At 73.0% G+C, this 16,734-nt stretch carries 17 protein-coding genes and 1 riboswitch; of the genes, 9 read left to right on the top strand and 8 right to left on the bottom strand.

The genetic code is table 11. The features are described from left to right. Positions 1-56: 56 nt before the first annotated feature. On the bottom strand, positions 57-1,994 hold the full coding sequence (locus tag ACI1MP_RS27160) for an anthranilate synthase family protein (protein ID WP_404869673.1): 1,938 nt from the start codon (positions 1,992-1,994) through the stop codon (positions 57-59). A 296-nt stretch (positions 1,995-2,290) separates the two neighbouring features. Between ACI1MP_RS27160 and ACI1MP_RS27165 the strand changes: the two genes are divergently transcribed. From ACI1MP_RS27165 to ACI1MP_RS27175, 3 genes are all read left to right on the top strand, one after another. Next, complete coding sequence (locus ACI1MP_RS27165) at positions 2,291-3,622, top strand: class II 3-deoxy-7-phosphoheptulonate synthase (RefSeq protein WP_043913507.1); 1,332 nt, start codon at positions 2,291-2,293, stop codon at positions 3,620-3,622. Between the two features lie 140 nt (positions 3,623-3,762). Then, on the top strand, positions 3,763-3,996 hold the full coding sequence (locus ACI1MP_RS27170; protein WP_100585980.1) for a bacterioferritin-associated ferredoxin: 234 nt from the start codon (positions 3,763-3,765) through the stop codon (positions 3,994-3,996). Positions 3,997-4,102: 106 nt separating this feature from the next. Further along, a complete protein-coding gene (locus tag ACI1MP_RS27175) occupies positions 4,103-4,999 on the top strand; it encodes an IS982 family transposase (RefSeq protein WP_404869674.1) in 897 nt (298 codons plus the stop codon). A 20-nt stretch (positions 5,000-5,019) separates the two neighbouring features. Here ACI1MP_RS27175 and bfr read toward each other — a convergent pair whose 3' ends face one another. Further along, a complete protein-coding gene (gene bfr / locus ACI1MP_RS27180) occupies positions 5,020-5,499 on the bottom strand; it encodes a bacterioferritin (RefSeq protein ID WP_189270215.1) in 480 nt (159 codons plus the stop codon). Positions 5,500-5,786: 287 nt separating this feature from the next. Here bfr and ACI1MP_RS27185 point away from each other — a divergent pair, with 287 nt between their 5' ends. Continuing rightward, positions 5,787-6,416, top strand: a complete 630-nt coding sequence (locus tag ACI1MP_RS27185; protein WP_100585982.1) for a sulfite oxidase-like oxidoreductase — start codon at positions 5,787-5,789, stop codon at positions 6,414-6,416. Between the two features lie 4 nt (positions 6,417-6,420). Here ACI1MP_RS27185 and pknB read toward each other — a convergent pair whose 3' ends face one another. The 5 genes from pknB to thiO form a co-directional block, all read right to left on the bottom strand. Further along, positions 6,421-8,151: a Stk1 family PASTA domain-containing Ser/Thr kinase gene (pknB, locus tag ACI1MP_RS27190; protein WP_404870836.1), complete on the bottom strand. Its 1,731-nt coding sequence runs from the start codon at positions 8,149-8,151 to the stop codon at positions 6,421-6,423. Between the two features lie 43 nt (positions 8,152-8,194). Continuing rightward, the gene (locus ACI1MP_RS27195) at positions 8,195-8,509 is read right to left on the bottom strand and encodes a hypothetical protein (protein WP_404869675.1); all 315 of its coding nucleotides are present in this window, start codon (positions 8,507-8,509) and stop codon (positions 8,195-8,197) included. An 89-nt stretch (positions 8,510-8,598) separates the two neighbouring features. Further along, positions 8,599-9,390, bottom strand: coding sequence for a thiazole synthase (locus ACI1MP_RS27200; protein WP_100585985.1), 792 nt, complete (start codon positions 9,388-9,390; stop codon positions 8,599-8,601). A gap of 1 nt (position 9,391) precedes the next feature. Continuing rightward, positions 9,392-9,601, bottom strand: coding sequence for a sulfur carrier protein ThiS (gene thiS, locus ACI1MP_RS27205; RefSeq protein ID WP_404869676.1), 210 nt, complete (start codon positions 9,599-9,601; stop codon positions 9,392-9,394). Further along, a complete protein-coding gene (gene thiO / locus ACI1MP_RS27210) occupies positions 9,598-10,758 on the bottom strand; it encodes a glycine oxidase ThiO (protein WP_380344106.1) in 1,161 nt (386 codons plus the stop codon). Before thiO ends, thiS begins: the two co-directional genes overlap by 4 nt. Next, a riboswitch (TPP riboswitch) is annotated at positions 10,753-10,865 on the bottom strand. Its footprint overlaps the gene before it by 6 nt. Before the next feature lie 48 nt (positions 10,866-10,913). On the opposite strand from thiO, the gene ACI1MP_RS27215 reads away from it, so the two are divergent. The 4 genes from ACI1MP_RS27215 (at position 10,914) to ACI1MP_RS27230 (ending at position 13,880) form a co-directional block, all read left to right on the top strand. Next, positions 10,914-12,119, top strand: coding sequence for an NAD(P)/FAD-dependent oxidoreductase (locus ACI1MP_RS27215; RefSeq protein ID WP_404869677.1), 1,206 nt, complete (start codon positions 10,914-10,916; stop codon positions 12,117-12,119). Positions 12,120-12,149: 30 nt separating this feature from the next. Next, entirely contained in the window at positions 12,150-12,515 is a 366-nt protein-coding gene (locus tag ACI1MP_RS27220) for an Rv2175c family DNA-binding protein (RefSeq protein WP_100585988.1), read from the top strand. Then, positions 12,512-13,159 carry a thiamine phosphate synthase gene (gene thiE, locus ACI1MP_RS27225; RefSeq protein ID WP_380344098.1) on the top strand — a complete coding sequence of 216 codons (648 nt, stop codon included), beginning with the start codon at positions 12,512-12,514 and terminating at the stop codon, positions 13,157-13,159. The genes ACI1MP_RS27220 and thiE overlap by 4 nt, the downstream gene beginning before the upstream one ends. 94 nt (positions 13,160-13,253) lie before the next feature. Then, entirely contained in the window at positions 13,254-13,880 is a 627-nt protein-coding gene (locus ACI1MP_RS27230) for a VanZ family protein (protein ID WP_404869678.1), read from the top strand. On the opposite strand, the gene ACI1MP_RS27235 is transcribed toward ACI1MP_RS27230, so the two are convergent. Then, complete coding sequence (locus ACI1MP_RS27235) at positions 13,881-14,987, bottom strand: polyprenyl synthetase family protein (RefSeq protein ID WP_380344093.1); 1,107 nt, start codon at positions 14,985-14,987, stop codon at positions 13,881-13,883. 170 nt (positions 14,988-15,157) lie between these two features. Here ACI1MP_RS27235 and metF point away from each other — a divergent pair, with 170 nt between their 5' ends. Further along, positions 15,158-16,072, top strand: coding sequence for a methylenetetrahydrofolate reductase [NAD(P)H] (metF, locus tag ACI1MP_RS27240; RefSeq protein ID WP_100585991.1), 915 nt, complete (start codon positions 15,158-15,160; stop codon positions 16,070-16,072). Positions 16,073-16,734 lie beyond the last annotated feature (662 nt).

Consider the following 16,734-nt stretch of genomic DNA (forward strand, 5'->3'; position numbering starts at 1 on the left):
CAACTCGGCGTCTGCACTACGCATTTCAGGGGATGTTGACGCGTGTGACGGACGGGTCAGCGGCGCACTGCCGGGACGCCGCGCAGCAGCTCCGCGACGATCTCCACGCCGTCCCTGGTCAGCACCGACTCGGGGTGGAACTGGAGCCCTGCGAAGCCCGGCCCGCGCAGTGCGTGCACGTCGCCGGTGCGCGGGTCGCGGGCCACTTCGATGCCGTCGGCGGCCAGCCGCTGCGCCGCGGGGTCGTCGCAGCGCGCGGTGAAGGTGTTGTAGAAGCCGACGGTGCGGCGGACGCCGAACAGGTCGACGGCCTCCTGCGCGCCCTGGTACGGCACGGCCTTGCGGGCCAGCGGCAGGCCGAGCTGCGCGGACAGCAGCTGGTGGCTGAGGCAGACGGCCAGCAGCGGTGCGGTGCGGGAGCCGTCCCGGGCGGCGGCGAGGGCGTCGGCGACGATCGGGCGCAGCAGCGCCATCTTCGGGTCGGCCGGGTCGGCGGGGTCGCCGGGGCCGGGGCCGAGCACCAGCGGGCCGCGGTGGGCGGCGGCCCGCTCGCGCAGCCCGGGCGTGTCGTGGCGCAGCACGGTGACGGTGTGCCCGAGCGAGCGCAGCAGGTGGGCGAGCATCGCGGTGAAGGTGTCCTCGCCGTCCACCACCAGGGCGTGCGCGTCCGGCCGGGGCTCGGCCGGCTGCTGCATCCGCAGCCAGAACGGGGCGAGTCCGGCGCGGCGGGAGCCCAGTGCGGCCTGCACCCGGTGGTCCTCGGCGAGCCGCGGCCGGGCGGCGGCGGCCCTGGCGGGCCGGGCCGGGCGGGCGCCGATCGCGGAGAGCACGCCGGCGGCCTTGGCGTGCGTCTCGGCGACCTCCGAGTACGGGTCGGAGTGCCGGACCAGGGTGGCGCCGACCCGGACCACCAACGAGCCGTCGGCGGGGTCGATGTCGGCGGCCCGGATGCAGATCGGCGAGTCCAGCTGCTGGCCGCCGCTGGCGGAGCGGCCGATCAGCGCCAGCGCGCCCGAGTAGTAGCCGCGTCCGCCGCGCTCGTACCGGTCGATGACCCGGGTGGCGTTCTGCACGGGGCTGCCGGTGACGGTGGCGGCGAACATGGTCTCCCGCAGCACCTCCCGGACGTCCAGCGAGGTGCGGCCGCGCAGCTCGTACTCGGTGTGCGCGAGGTGCGACATCTCCTTCAGTCGCGGCCCGAGCACCTGCCCGCCGAGGTCGCCGACCGCGCACATCATCTTCAGTTCCTCGTCGACCACCATGGTGAGCTCCTCCAACTCCTTGGGGTCGCGCAGGAATTCGAGGAGGGACTCGGCGGTGGGGCCGGTCGGCGGATAGCGGTAGGTGCCGGAGATCGGGTTCATCACCACGGTGCCGCCGGACTGTCGGACGTGGACCTCGGGGGACGCGCCGACCAGCACCCGGTCGCCGGTGTGCACCAGGAACGTCCAGTACGCGCCGCGCTCCTGCTCCAGCAGCCGCCGGAACAGGGTCAGCGCGGTGGCGGTGGAGAAGCCGTCCAGTTCGGCCCGGAAGTCGCGCCGGATGACGAAGTTGGCGCCCTCGCCGCGCCCGATCTCGTCCTCGATCACCCGTCGGACGATCCCGGCGTACTCCTCGTCCGCGATGTCGAACCCGCCGCCGAGGAGCTCGACCGGCGCGTTCGGCAGCGCGGCCAGCAGCTCGGCCAGCGGCAGCGCGTGCTGCTCCTCGACGGCCAGGGCGCGCAGCGGGGTGCCGTCCTGGCGGGCGGCGAAGCCGCGTTCGCGCAGCTGGGCATAGGGGACCAGGGCGAGCAGGTCGTGCCGGGGGCCGTCGGCGGGCACGCCGTGGCGCACCGGCAGTTCGGCCAGCGTGTCGTGCTCGGAGACGGTGCCGAGCAGCAGCTCGACGGTGTCCGGCGCGAGCCGCGGCGCGCGGCGGTGCAGCAGGGCGAAGGCGGGGGCGCCGGGCGCGGTGAGCCGGGCGAGCAGGTCGGCTGCGGTGGTGGTCACGACTGCGGGGGTCCTTCCGGGAGTGGGCTGCGGGCTCTGCCGCCGCCCTCCGGAACGGTCGTGACGCTGGACACAGACGCCGACGGCCGCCCCGAAGGGCGGCCGTCGTTCGTCGCTAGGGACGCGCGATCCGTGGGCCGCCCAACGGGCAGGCCCACCACCAGGAGCAGGTGTAGGTCGCGGTCACGGAGCAGACGATAGCCCACTGTTCGCCCGCCCGGGAGGATGTCCACGAGCTGTCTCACCCACCGGGCGGCGTCCCCGTCCTGCTCCGACGACCCCGTAGCCTTGCCCTTGTGACCGTGACTAACCACTCCTGGCAGTCCCTGCCCGCGGCGCAGCAGCCTGAATGGCCGGACCAAGAGGCTCTGCGCAAGACCCTTGCGGAGCTCGCCTCCTATCCGCCGCTCGTCTTCGCCGGCGAGTGCGACCAGCTGCGCGCCCGGCTCGGCGCCGTCGCGCGTGGTGAGGCGTTCCTGCTGCAGGGCGGTGACTGCGCCGAGGCCTTCGACGGCGTGTCGGCCGACCACATCCGCAACAAGCTGAAGACCCTGCTCCAGATGGCGGCGGTGCTCACCTACGCCGCCTCCGTGCCGGTGGTGAAGGTCGGCCGGATCGCCGGCCAGTACTCCAAGCCGCGCTCGAAGAACACCGAGACCCGCGACGGCGTGACGCTGCCGGTGTACCGCGGCGACTCGGTGAACGGCTTCGAGTTCACCCCCGAGTCCCGGATTCCGGACCCGGAGCGCCTGAAGCGGATGTACAACGCCTCCGCCTCGACCCTGAACCTGGTGCGCGCCTTCACCACCGGCGGTTACGCCGACCTGCGCCAGGTGCACGCCTGGAACCAGGACTTCGTGCGCAACTCCCCGGCCGGTCAGCGCTACGAGCAGCTGGCCCGGGAGATCGACCAGGCGCTGGCCTTCATGAACGCCTGCGGGGTGGCCCCGGAGGAGTTCAAGACGGTCGAGTTCTTCTCCTCGCACGAGGCGCTGATCCTGGACTACGAGACGGCGCTGACCCGCACCGACTCGCGCACCGGCGACCTGTACGACGTGTCCGGCCACATGGTGTGGATCGGCGAGCGCACCCGCCAGCTCGACCACGCGCACATCGAGTTCGCGTCGAAGATCCGCAACCCGATCGGCGTGAAGCTCGGCCCGACCACCTCGGTCGACGAGGCGCTCACCCTGATCGACCGGCTGGACCCGGACCGCGAGCCCGGCCGCCTCACCTTCATCACCCGGATGGGCGCGGGCAAGATCCGCGACCACCTGCCCACCCTGGTGGAGAAGGTCACCGCGTCCGGCGCCCAGGTGGTGTGGATCAGCGACCCGATGCACGGCAACACCTACGAGGCGTCCAGCGGCCACAAGACCCGCAAGTTCGACGACGTGCTCGACGAGGTCAAGGGCTTCTTCGAGGTCCACCGCGCGCTGGGCACCCACCCGGGCGGCATCCACGTGGAGCTGACCGGCGACGACGTCACCGAGTGCGTCGGCGGCGGCGACGAGGTGCTGGTCGACGACCTGCACCAGCGCTACGAGACCGCCTGCGACCCGCGGCTCAACCGCAGCCAGTCGCTGGACCTGGCGTTCCTGGTGGCCGAGATGTACCGCGGCCAGTAGCAGCGCGTGACCGGCCCCGGCCGGTGTGACGAAGGCCCCTCCGTTTTCGGTGATCCGAGGACCGAGGGGCCTTCTTCGTACCCGGAGCACCAGGTAAGGTAAGGCTCAGTAAACAAGCGCCGAGCTGGAAGGGGCCGCACATGTACGTGTGCATGTGCCACGCGGTCACCGAGGCCCGGGTCAAGCAGGAGATCGACGGGGGCGCCACCACTCCGCGCCAGATAGCCCGCGGCTGCAAGGCCGGCACCGACTGCGGCTCCTGCGTGCGGCGCATCCAGGCGCTGCTCGGCGAGAGCGGCGCCCGCCCGTGCCCCACCGCCCGGCTGGCCAAGCGGATCGGCCTGGCCGAGCAGGCCGCCCCGCAGGCGGCCTAGCGGGCCCTCCGGCAGGATCGGCCGGGCCTAGACGAGTAGTTCCGAAGTCGGTTGGGTTTGCCGGTTCTGCTCCGGGCATGCAGGAAGGGTGTCCAACATTCGGGTTGTGACGACCGAAGAGCTGGACACCCTCCTGACCGCACTCTACGTGCAAATCGACGATCACCTGCCCCGAACACGGTGGTTGGGCCGCCCTCCGCGGCTGACGGACTCCGAGCTCGTCTGCCTGGCCGTGGCCCAAGTGCTGCTCGGCCACCACTCCGAGGCCCGCTGGATCCGCTTCGCCCACGCCCACCTGCGCGGCATGTTCCCGAACCTGCCCCAGCGCCCGGCCTACAACAAGCGCCTGCGTGCCGCCCGGCCCCTGCTCCAGCAGGCCGTCCGCGACCTCGCGAAGGCCACCGACCTGTGGGCCGACCCGGTGTGGATCACCGACTCCACCCCGGTCGAATGCGGACGCTCCCGCGACACCGTCCGACGCTCGGCACTGGCCGGATGGGCCGGCTACGGCTACAGCCGATCCCACTCCCGCTGGTTCTGGGGCCTGAAACTCCACCTCGTGTGCACCCCGGCCGGACTGCCCGTCACCTGGGCCCTGGCCGGCCCGAAAGTCGACGAACGCGAGGTGCTGGCCGCGTTGATCGAGACCGAACCCGACCTCGTCCGCGAACGGCCCGGCCTGCTGATCCTCGCCGACAAGGGCTACGTCTCCGCCGAACTCGACCGCTTCCTCGACCAGCACGGCGCCCAACTGCTGCGACCGTCCTACCGCACCAGCACCCCACGCCCCGGCGAACACCTGCTCAAGTCGGTCCGCCAACTGATCGAGTCCGTCAACGACACCCTCAAAGGCCAACTCGGCCTCGAACAGCACGGCGGGCGCACCATCGAAGGCGTCGGCGCCCGGGTCGGCCAGCGACTCCTGGCGATGACCTGCGCGATCTGGCACAACCGCACCACCGGCCAACCCGTCACCCGCTCACTCATCGCCTACGACCACTGACCGACTTCGGAACTACTCGTCTAGCTGTCGGGCTGCTCGATCAGCTGCGCGATGTAGAGCGCCTCGCCGAGCTTGTCGATCAGTTCCAGTTGGGTGTCCAGGTAGTCGATGTGCTGTTCCTCGTCGGCCAGGATGTCCTCGAAGATGTTCGCCGAGGTGACGTCGTTCTTGGCGCGCATCACCACGATCCCGCGCTTGAGGCGGTCGATCGCCTCCACCTCGACCTGCCGGTCGGCCTGGAACATCTCCGTGACGGTCTGCCCGATCCGGACGTGGAACAGCCGCTGGTAGTTCGGCAGCCCCTCCAGGAACAGGATCCGGTCGGTCAGCGTCTCGGCGTGCTTCATCTCGTCGAATGACTCGTGCCGGGTGTATTTGGCGAGCTTCGTCCAGCCGTTGTTCTCCTGCATTTTCGCGTGCAGGAAGTACTGGTTGATCGCGGTGAGCTCGGCGGTCAGCTGCTCGTTGAGGAACTCGATGACCTCGGGATCGCCCTGCATGGCCTGCCTTCCTGACTCTTCGTTCCGGTCGCTGCCCGGTTGCCCGCATCGTGGCAGCCGGTCGAGGTCACTTCCAGTAAGTTCACGCTTACCGGGCGGCCCCGGATCGGCGTTTCGTTCCGCCTGGGAATTCGCTGACCTGCGCAGATGTCGCGCGGATTGGGCCGTTAGCGGGTATCTGGCCCGAATGGCCGGGCGCATTTCCGTCGTGTTGCCCCCCTCCGTCGGAATGCGTTGCCGAAGGGGCCGGACGCGGTTCGGCGAACGTCGTCTGTCACCATGGAGCCATGGGTCAGCACCAATCGGAACCGCCGCCGCCCTCTGACCCGAGGCTCCCGCCGGGCCAGCGCCGACAGCGCGGCTGGCCGGTTCTGCACTACGGGCCGGTGCCCCGGTTCAAGCCGCACAGCTGGGACTTCCAGGTGTTCGGGGCGACCGCCGACGCGGAGAAGACCAGCTGGGACTTCGCCGCCTTCCACGCCCTGCCCAAGGTGACCGTCCGCGGCGACTTCCACTGCGTCACCAAGTTCTCCATGCTCGACAACGAGTGGTGCGGCGTCGCCGCCCGGACGGTGCTCGACCTGGTCCCGCCCGACCCGACCGTCACCCACGTCATGGTGTGGGCCGAGTACGGCTACAGCGCCAACCTGCGGCTGGCCGACTTCGCCGACCCGGCGACCGTCTTCGCCACCCACCACGACGGGCAGCCGCTCACCGCCGAACACGGCTTCCCGGTCCGCCTGGTGGTGCCGCACCTGTACGCCTGGAAGGGCCCCAAGTGGGTCCGCGCCGTCGAGTACATGCGGGCCGACCGGCGCGGCTTCTGGGAGGAACGCGGCTACCACAACCGGGCCGACCCCTGGCAGCAGCAGCGCTACTCCTACCAGGAGCAGGACGGCGACGGCCCGCTGCGCTGAGCCGTCAGAACAGGCTGATGGTGATCGTCACCGTCGACCCCTGCGGGCGCGGCGTTCCTGCGGCCGGGGACTGCTCGGTCACCTTGCCGAACGGCAGCAGGCCGGCGATCTGCGGGGTGAAACCGGCGTCCTGCAGGGCCTTCGCCGCGTCGTCCCGGGACATCCCGGAGACGTCCGGCACCGGGCGCATGCCCTTGGAAACGGTCAGCGCCACCGGCGAGTTCGGGGCCAGCGCCGTCCCGGCCGCCGGGTCGGTGGAGATCACCGCGCCCTTCGGCACCGAGTCGCTGAACTGCTCGGTGGTGGTGCCCGCCGTCAGCCGGGCGTCGGTCAGCGCCTTCGACGCCTCCGCCAGCGGACGGATCGTCACCTGCGGCACCGGCACCCGCTCCGGGCCGCGCGAGACCACCACCTTCACCGCGTCGCTCTTGCGGACCTTGGTGCCCACGCCCGGATCGGTGGAGATCACCTGCCCGGCCTGCACCGACTCGCTGAACTGCTCGCTGAACGCGCCGTGCAGGCCCTGCTTGTCCAGCACCGTGACGGCCTGCTGCCGGCTCTGCCCCAGCACGCTCGGCACCGTCGCGTACACCGCGCTGGACAGCGTGTACGTCACGCCGCCGACCAGCAGCAGCACCACCAGCACCACCGCCGACCAGATCAGCGGGGTGCGGCTGCGCCGGCGCGCGGCGCGGCGGCGGCGCGGCGGAAGGTCCTCGTCCACCGGGCGGACGGGCGGCAGCAACTCCGGCGGGACGTCCAGCACGCTGGTGCGCTCCAGGCCCGGCGGGGCGCTGATCACCGCGGTGGCCTCGCCCGGGCCGAACTGCGGGGTGGGCCGACCGGACGCCGGCGGCTCCGCGTCCAACTGCGCGGCCGGCAGCGTGCGGCGCACCCGCTGCACCGCCGCCAGCAGTTCCACCGCGTCCCACGGCCGGGCCTGCGGGTCGCGGGCGGTGGCGGCGGCGACCAGCGCGTCCAGCTCCCGGCCCACCGCGGGGGCGGTGCGGGACGGCGCGGGGACGTCCTCGTGCAGGTGGCGGTACATCACCTGGGCGGCGTTCTCGCCGGTGTGCGGCTTCGCGCCGGTCAGCATCTCGTACAGCAGGATGCCCGCCGCGTAGACGTCGACCCGCTGGTCGGTGGGCGCGTTCTGGCTGATCTGCTCCGGTGCCAGGTACGAGACGGTGCCGAGCAGTTGGCCCGCCTCGGTGGCGGCGGTGGTGCTCGAATCGGCGGCGCCCATGATCCGGACCAGGCCGAAGTCCGCGACCTTCACCAGCCCGTTGTCGGTGATCAGCACGTTCTCCGGCTTCACGTCCCGGTGCACCAGCCCGGCCCGGTGCGCCGCGCCGAGCGCCGCCAGCACCGGCTCCAGGACGTCCAGCGCCGCCCGCACCGAGAGCGCGCCGCGGTCGCGCAGCAGGTCGCGCAAGGTGCGGCCGGGGACGTACTCCATCGCCATGAACACCGCGCGCGGATCCGCGCCCTGGTCCAGCACGTTGACCACGTTGGGGTGCGCGAGCCGGGCCACGGCCTTCGCCTCGCGGATGAACCGCGCCGTGAAGTCGGCGTCGCCCGCCAGCGAAGGGTGCATCACCTTCAGTGCGACGGCGCGGTCGAGACGGGTGTCGGTGCCGCGGTAGACGGTCGACATGCCGCCGACGGCGATCCGCTGCTCGACCCGGTAGCGCCCGTCGAGCAGCACGCCGAGCAGAGGGTCACCTATGGTCATGTCCACCCGAGGAGTCTAGGGGCCGAGTCGCCCGAATCGGTCATCACGACCGGAGCGCCGACACGGCGATCGGGGCGAGCAGCGCGCCGACGAGCAGCAGGTGGCCGATCAGCGCGCCCAGGCCGGCCCGGCCCAGCCGCCGCAGGCGGCCCGCGTCGCGCCCGGCGCCGACCGCGCCGACGGCGGCGCAGACCAGCACCGGGAGCAGCAGCAGCCCGGAGAGCCGCACCGCGTCGTTGCGCGGGGCGTCGCGTCCGGCCGTCTCCAGGCCCGGGGCGAGGTGGGTGAACTGCCAGATCAGCCACAGCAGCGCGCCGGTCAGCAGCGCCGCCGCCGCGCCGAACACCACCGCGCCCACCAGGTTCGGCCCGGTTCCGTCGTGCCTGTGCCATGCGCACCCCCTCGACCCGAGGACGCGCCGGGGCGCCCGGCGGTTCGGGCGCGCCGTCAGAACGCCGGGCGCTCCCGGGTGTCGGCCAGGCCGGCGGTGGGGGAGGAGGCCTCGGCGTAGTAGCGGCGCGGGATCCGGCCGGCCCGGTGGGCGAGGCGGCCGGCCTCGACGGCGCGGCGCATCGCGTCGGCCATCAGCACCGGATCCTGGGCGCGGGTCACGGCGGACGCCAGCATCACGGCGGAGCAGCCGAGTTCCATCGCCAGGGCGACGTCGCTGGCGGTGCCCGCACCCGCGTCGAGCACCACCGGGACGTTCGCGGACTCCACGATCAGCTGGAAGTTGTGCGGGTTGCGGATGCCCAGGCCGGAGCCGATCGGCGAGCCCAGCGGCATGATCGCCGCGCAGCCGACGTCCTCCAGCTTGCGGGCCAGCACCGGGTCGTCGTTGGTGTACGGCAGCACGGTGAAGCCGTCGTCGACCAAGGTCTCGGCGGCGTCCAGGAGTTCGATCGGGTCGGGCAGCAGGGTGCGCTCGTCGGCGATCACCTCCAGCTTCACCCAGTCGGTGCCGAGCGCCTCGCGGGCGAGGCGGGCGGTGAGCACGGCCTCGCCGGCGGTGTAGCAGCCGGCCGTGTTCGGGAGGATCCGGATGCCGTTGCGGGCCAGCACCTCCAGCACCGAGCCCTGGGTGGCGGTGTTGACCCGGCGCATCGCCACCGTGGTCAGTTCGGTGCCGGAGACCCGCAGCGCCTGCTCCAGCACGTCCAGGCTGGGCGCGCCGCCGGTGCCCATGATCAGGCGGGAGGCGAAGGCGGTGTCGCCGATGGTCAGCAGGTCGTCGGCCATCTCAGCCTCCCTGCACGGCGGTGAGGATCTCCACCCGGTCGCCCGCCAGCAGCGCCGTGGTCGGCCACGAACTGCGCGGCACCACGACCTCGTTGACGGCGGCGGCGACGCCGGTGTTGGCGGCGGACACCTCGGCGACCACCGCGTCCAGGGTGGTGGCTTCGGGCAGTGTGCGGGGTTCGCCGTTGACGGTCAGGGCGACGGTGTTCATGCGGGCACCTCGGTGCGGAAGCGGTCGGGGGTGAAGTCGGCCGCCAGCGGGGAGAGTTCGCCGGTGGCCAGGTAGTCGGCGAGCAGGTCGGCGGTGACCGGGGTGAGCAGCACGCCGTTGCGGTAGTGCCCGGTGGCGGCGGCCAGGCCGCGCAACGCGGTCGGGCCGAGCAGCGGCGCGTTGTCGGGCGAGCCCGGCCGCAGCCCCGCGTTGGTCTCCACCAGCGGCAACTCGGTGATGCCGGGCACGAGTTCGTGCGCGTCCCGGAGCAGCTCGTACACGCCGCCCGCGGTGACGGTGGTGTCGTGGCCCATCTCCTCGGTGGTCGCGCCGATCACCAACTCGCCGTCGGCGCGCGGCACCAGGTACAGGTGCTGCCCGCGCACCACGGCGCGCACGTTGCGGGACAGGAACGGCGCGTACAGCTTCGGGATCCGCAGCCGCACCACCTGGCCCTTCACCGGGCGGATCGCCGGCAGCACCCCGTCCGGCAGGCCCGGCAGCAGGTGGCTGCGGGCGCCGGCCGCCAGGACCGTCCGCCCGGCGGTCAGTTGCTCGCCCGTCAACAGCCGCACGCCGATGGCCCGGTCGCCGTCGGCCCCGTCGCGGTCGACCAGCAGTTCGGCGGCCTGGGTGCGGTGGAAGGCGACGCCCAGCAGCTTGCAGGCCGCGACCAGCGCGGCGGCGAGGCGGCGGCCGTCCACCTGGTGGTCCTCGGCGACGTGCAGGCCGCCGCGTACGCCCGGGGCCAGCATCGGCTCCAGCCGCCGGCACTCCCGGCCGGTCAGCCACTGCGACTCCAGGCCCAACCGGCCGTGGAAGGCGTGCAGTTCGCGCAGCTCCTCGCGGTCGTCGGAGTCCAGCGCGACGGCCAGCGTCCCGGTGCGGCGGTAGCCGGTGTCCAGGCCGGTCAGTTCGGTCAGCTCGGCCGCGAACGCGCCGTAGCGCTCGTTCGACGCCATGCCCAGGCGCAGCAACGGCTCCTCGCCGTACTGGAGTTCGGTGACCGGCGCGAGCATCCCGGCGGCGACCTGCGCCGCGCCGCCGCCCGGCGACGGGTCCACCACCGCGACGCTCAGTCCGCGCTGCGCGGTGCGCCAGGCGACGCCGAGGCCGATGATGCCGCCGCCGATCACCAGCACGTCGGTAGGTGCCACAGCACTTCTTCTCCCTTCGCCGGCATGACCCGGATCAGGTTCGGACGGTCGCGGGCCGCCACAGCCCGCCTCTCAGCCCGGTGCGCCGGGCTCCCGTGATGAGGTAGTGCCTCCACTTTAACGCCGGTGCCCGTAGCGGCAGCAGGCCGGTTAGGGTGGACGCCGTGGCTGAGCTGAGGGCAACGGACCGGGTCGTCGTGGTCGGGGCGGGCATGGCGGGCGCGCAGGCCGCCCTGAACCTGCGGCAGGGCGGCTGGCAGGGCGCCGTCACCCTGGTCGGCGAGGAACTCCACCTGCCGTACGACCGGCCGCCGCTCTCCAAGAACGTGCTGCTCGGCAAGGCCGACGCCACCGCCTTCGAGATCGACTGGAGCGACCTCGGCGTCGACCTGCTCACCGGCCACCGGGCCACCGGCCTGAACGCCGGCGTGCTGCACACCGACCGCGGCGAACTCCCGTACAACGCCCTGGTGATCGCCACCGGCGCCGACCCCCGCACGCTGCCGGGCCTGCCCGGCGCCCGCACCCTGCGCACCGTCGACGACGCGCACGCGCTGCGCGCCGCGCTCACCCCCGACAAGCGGATCGTGCTGGTCGGCGCGGGCTGGATCGGCGCCGAGACCGCCACCGTCGCCCGTGCCCTCGGCTGCCACGTCACCGTGGTCGAGGCCGCCGCCACCCCGCTGGCCGGGGCGCTGCCCGCCGAACTCGGCACGCTGATGACCGAGTGGTACGCCGCCGCCGGCGTCGAACTGCGCTGCGGCGTCGGCGTCGCCGGGGCCGCCGACGGCGGGGTGCTGCTCGCCGACGGCACCCACCTGCCCGCCGACGAGGTGGTGGTCGGCATCGGCGCCCGCCCCGCCACCGGCTGGCTCGCCGACAGCCCGCTCGCCCTCGACGCCGACGGCACGATCCCGGTCGACGACCGCCTGCGTACCGCGCTGCCCGGCGTCTGGGCGGCCGGCGACTGCGTCTCCTACCCGTCCGCCCGGTTCGGCGCCCGGCTGGCCGTCCAGCACTGGGACCACGCCCTGCACTCCGGCGGCACCGTCGCCGCCTCCGTGCTCGGCGCCCTGGACGCGCCCTACGACCCCGTCCCGTACTTCTGGTCCGAGCAGTTCGACCGCATGGTGCAGTACGCCGGCCGGCACGCCGGGGCCGACCACCTGCTGTGGCGCGGCTCCCCGTCCGGCCGGGACTGGTCGGTGCTGTGGCTGCGCGACGGCGCGCCGGTCGCCCTGCTGGCCGTGGACCGGCCGCGCGACCTGGCGCAGGGCCGCCGCCTGATCGAACGCGGCACGGTGCTCGACCCGGAGCTCGCCGCCGATCCGGCCGTCCAGCTGAAGGCCGCGACCAGGTAGCGCAGGTGGCGCATGGGTAGGCTGGGTGCCGTGAGCAAGATTGATCCCAAGATTGACGCCCTGGTCCCTGCGTGGCTGTACCTGCCCGACATCTCGGAGCGGTGGGGCGTGGTGATCACCGAGGTCCGCGACATGGTGAGGAACCGCACCCTGTTGGCCGTCCGCCGCGGCGAGAACAACTCCCTCCAGGTGCCCGCCGACTTCATCGAGGACGACGGCCCGGTCAAGCACCTGGTCGGCACCCTCACGGTGCTCCGCGACTGCGGCTTCTCCGACCAGGAGATCCTGGAGTGGATGTTCACCGAGGACCCGTCGCTGCCCGGCAGCCCGATCCAGGCGCTGCGCGAGAACCGCGGCACCGAGGTCAAGCGCCGCGCCCAGGCCCTGGCGCTGTGACCAGCCCGGTGGCAGCCCGTCAGCAGCTCGCCGACGCGAAGCTCTACCTGTGCACCGACGCCCGGCGCGAGCAGGGCGACCTGGCCGACTTCCTGGACGCCGTGCTGGCCGGCGGCGTCGACATCGTCCAGCTCCGGGACAAGAACCTGGAGGCCCGCCAGGAGCTCGAGTACCTGGAGGTCTTCGCGGACGCGGCCCAGCGGCACGGCAAGCTGCTGGCCGTCAACGACCGCGCCGACGTCGCCTTCGGCGCCCGCCCCGACGTGCTGCACCTCGGGCAGGACGACCTGCCGGTGGCCGTCGCCCGGGCCATCCTCGGCGAGGACGTCCTGATCGGACGCTCCTGCCACGCCGAGACCGAAGTGGACGCGGCGATCACCGAGCCCGGCGTCGACTACTTCTGCACCGGCCCGGTCTGGCCCACCCCCACCAAGCCCGGCCGCCACGCCCCCGGCCTCGACCTCGTCCGCTACGCGGCTGCCGCCGACCCGGCCCGACCCTGGTTCGCGATCGGCGGCATCGACCACGGCAACCTCGACCAGGTCCTGGCCGCCGGCGCCACCCGCATCGTGGTCGTCCGGGCCCTCACGGCCGCCGAGGACCCGGGCGCGGCGGCGGCGCAACTGGCTGCGCGCCTGCGGTAGGCAGGTGGGTGACCGATCGCCCCTGGTTCCGCACCCTCACGGGTTCCTGCGCTTCCCGGGAACCGGTGGTGGCGCTGGTGGCCTCCGTGCAGTCGTGAACCCCGAATTCCGTGCCCGCCGGGTCGTGCTGCTCGCTCCGGTCGTCCTGCTCGCTGCGGCCGTCGCGTTCGTTGCGCAGCGGCCGTTGCATCACCGTGCCGGGTGGCAGCCGTGGCTCGGGACGGTCAATGCGGCGGTGTTCTGGTCGCTGGTCGCGTTGCCGCTGTCGGCGGGGCTGGTGCGGGTGCTGGCCCGGCGGCGGGGCGACCGGGGACGGGGGCGGTCGTTCGCCGAGGTTGCCGTGGTGCACGGGACGGTGCCGTGGGTCTGGATGATTCTGCTGCCGGGCCCGGGGGCGGGTGTCGCGCCCCGGCGGGTCAGCCTGCTGCCGTTGCGGGACCTGTACGAGGTCCTCACCCAGGGCACGCCGGTCACCGCGGTGGTGCAGATCGGCGGCAATCTGCTGGTGTTCGCGGCGCTCGGCTGCTTCGCGCCGGTGCGGTTCCGTGCGCTGGCGTCCGTGCCGCGGATGCTGGCGCTCGGTGCGGCCTGCTCGGTGCTGGTGGAGACCGCCCAGTACGTGCTGTGGCTGGACCGGGTCTCCTCGGTGGACGACGTCCTGCTGAACGCCACCGGCGCCGGGCTGGCCGCACTCGCCTCCCGGCGGTGGTGGGCCCGCTGATCAGTACTTGCGCACCGTCGCCGCGTCCGCCAGCGCCCGGAGCACCTCGCGGGTCGGGCCGTCGGCGATCGGCGCGTTGCGCAGGGCGGTCAGCGCTTCGGTGAGCAGCTGGTCGATGCGGGCCTCGACGATCGCCGGGGCGCCGCTGGTGGAGATCAGGTCGCGCAGCTCGGCCACCTCGTCCGCCGTGAGGTCGGGCGCGCCGAGGCGGGCGTCCAGGGTCTTGGCGTCGATCTCCGACAGGCCGCGCATGGCGTGCGCGACCAGCAGGGTGCGCTTGCCCTCGCGGAGGTCGTCGCCGGCCGGCTTTCCGGTGACCTCCGGGTCGCCGAACACGCCGAGCAGGTCGTCCCGGAGCTGGAACGCCTCGCCCAGCGGCAGGCCGAAGTTGCCGAGCGCCTCGACCAGGTCGGGGCCGGCGCCGGCCAGCAGCGCGCCGACCTGCAGCGGGCGTTCGATGGTGTACTTCGCGGACTTGTAGTGCAGCACCGTCCGGGCGCGGTCCAGCGCCTCGGCGTCGGTGGAGTCGCCCGCCACCGGCTCCAGCACGTCCAGGTACTGGCCGAGCATGACCTCGGTGCGCATCAGGTCGAACGCCGGCTTGGCGGCGGAGACCGCGGCGGCGGGCAGCCCCGAGCGCTGGAACAGCTCGTCGCACCAGATCAGCAGCAGGTCGCCGAGCAGCACCGCGGCGGACGCGCCGTACTGCTCGCGGTCGCCGCGCCAGCCGCTGGACCGGTGCAGGCCCTCGAAGCGGCGGTGGATGGACGGCAGGCCGCGGCGGGTGTCGCTGCGGTCCATCAGGTCGTCGTGCACCAGGGCGCTGGCCTGCAGCAGCTCCAGGGCGGCCGCGGCCCGCTCGATGCCGGGCTCGTCGGCGTCGCCGCCGGCCGCGCGCCAGCCCCAGTAGCAGAACGCCGGGCGGAGCCGCTTGCCGCCGTCGAGGAGGAACTCGCGCAGCGCGTCGGCGACCGGACCCAGCTGGTCGGAGATGCCGGAGAGCAGGGCGGTCCGTTCGGCCATGAACGCGCTCAACGCGGCGTTGACGCGGTCGCGCACGTCCTCCGCATCGATGGGATTGCGGGGAAGACGGGTGGAGGAGGGCACCTGGAACTCCGGATAGATTGGTCTGACAGTCAGACTAACGCCCCCGCCCGGGTGCACCGATCCGTCGAGGTCCGGGCCGGGCCGTCGGGGCCTGTCCGAAATCTCAACACGTGTCTCAGCCCCTGGACGCGGTTTGTCCGGGCCGCGCCGCCGAAGGCTAACCTGCCTGCATGGCACTCGGGATTCCCTCCACCAGAAGCGACCGCGCACAGACCGTGCGTGACCTGCTGGCGGCAGGCGACCGCTCCTTCTCCTTCGAGTTCATGCCGCCCCGCAGCGAGGAGGGCGAACGCAAACTCTGGGACGCGATCCGCCGCGTCGAGGCGCTCGACCCGAACTTCGTCTGCATGACCTACGGCGCCGGCGGCTCCTCCCGCGGCCGCACCGTCAATCTGGTCGGCCGGATCGCCACCGAGACCACCCTCACCCCCGTCGCGCACCTCACCGCCGTCGACCACTCGGTCGCCGAACTGCGCAACATCATCGGCCAGTACGCCGACGAGGGCGTCCGCAACGTGCTCGCCGTCCGCGGCGACCCGCCCGGCGACCCGATGGGCGAGTGGGTCCGCCACCCCGACGGCGTCAGCTACGCCTACGAACTCGTCGAACTCATCAAGGGCATCGGCGACTTCTGCGTCGGCGTGGCCGCGTTCCCGCAGATGCACCCGCGCTCCACCGAGTGGGACGAGGACATCAAGCACTTCGTCGCCAAGTGCCGGGCCGGCGCGGACTACGCGATCACCCAGATGTTCTTCGAGGTGGAGGACTACCTGCGGCTGCGCGACCGGGTCGCCGCGGCCGGCTGCGAGACGCCGATCATCCCGGAGATCATGCCGGTCACCAACATCCGCCAGCTGGTCCGTTTCCCCCAGCTGTCCGGCTCCGACTTCCCGCCCGAGTTCCGCCGCCGTCTGGAGGCCGCCGCCGAGAATCCGGCCGAGGTCCGGGCGGTCGGTCTGGAGCACGCCACGGCCATGGCCGAGAGGCTCCTGGCGGAGGGCGCGCCGGGCCTGCACTTCATCACGCTCAACCACAGCACCTCGACGCTGGAGATCTACCAGAACCTGGGGCTGAACAAGCGCTGACGGCCCATGCGGGCCAGGCTCTTCGACGTCGCCGGGGTTCGACCGACCGGCGGCGCGGGGTTTCGGCTCTGCGGGCCGGGCTTTGGTGTGGAGCTGTTGGCCCTGCGGGCCGGGCTTTTCGGCGTTGGCAGGGTTCGACAGGCTGGCGGTGCGGGGTTTCGGCCCTGCGGGCCGGGCCTTGGGGCCGAGGGAGTTCGAGGTTGGCTCTGCGGGCCGGGCTTTGGTGGGGAGCTATCGGCCCTGCGGGCCGGGCTTTGACGTCGGCGGGGTTCGACCGGCTGGTGGTGTGGGGTTGCGGCTCTGCGGGCCGGGCTTTGGGTGGGGCGGCGAGCTGTTGGCCTGGCGGGCTGGGCTTATCGACGTCGGCGGGGTTCAGCCGGTCGGCGGTGTGGGGTTGCGGCTCTGCGGGCCGGGCCTTGGCCGAGGGGGTCTGAGGTTGGCCCTGCGGGCCAGGCTTTGGTGGGGAGCTGTCGGCCCTGCGGGCCGGGCTTTTCGACGCTGGCGGGGTTCGACCGGCTGGTGGTGTGGGGTTGCGGCTCTGCGGGCCGGGTTTTCGGCGTCAGGGGATTCAGGCGGAGGCGTGGGGTTCCAGCCCGGCGGGCCGGGCATTTCGGCGCTGGGGGTGGGGCGTGCGGGGGCGCGGTGGGGCGCGGGTGGGGGGT

It is taken from the genome of Kitasatospora griseola (assembly GCF_044999035.1).
In the GTDB taxonomy this organism is placed as follows: domain Bacteria; phylum Actinomycetota; class Actinomycetes; order Streptomycetales; family Streptomycetaceae; genus Kitasatospora; species Kitasatospora griseola.

Bases quoted from the DNA above. Each gene is read 5' to 3' on its own strand.
- ACI1MP_RS27170 (WP_100585980.1), top strand. From the start codon at position 3,763: ATGTACGTGTGCATGTGCCACGCGGTCACCGAGGCCCGGGTCAAGCAG.
- bfr (WP_189270215.1), bottom strand. From the start codon at position 5,499: ATGCAGGGCGATCCCGAGGTCATCGAGTTCCTCAACGAGCAGCTGACC.
- ACI1MP_RS27185 (WP_100585982.1), top strand. From the start codon at position 5,787: ATGGGTCAGCACCAATCGGAACCGCCGCCGCCCTCTGACCCGAGGCTC.
- pknB (WP_404870836.1), bottom strand. From the start codon at position 8,151: ATGACCATAGGTGACCCTCTGCTCGGCGTGCTGCTCGACGGGCGCTAC.
- ACI1MP_RS27200 (WP_100585985.1), bottom strand. From the start codon at position 9,390: ATGGCCGACGACCTGCTGACCATCGGCGACACCGCCTTCGCCTCCCGC.
- thiS (WP_404869676.1), bottom strand. From the start codon at position 9,601: ATGAACACCGTCGCCCTGACCGTCAACGGCGAACCCCGCACACTGCCC.
- metF (WP_100585991.1), top strand. From the start codon at position 15,158: ATGGCACTCGGGATTCCCTCCACCAGAAGCGACCGCGCACAGACCGTG.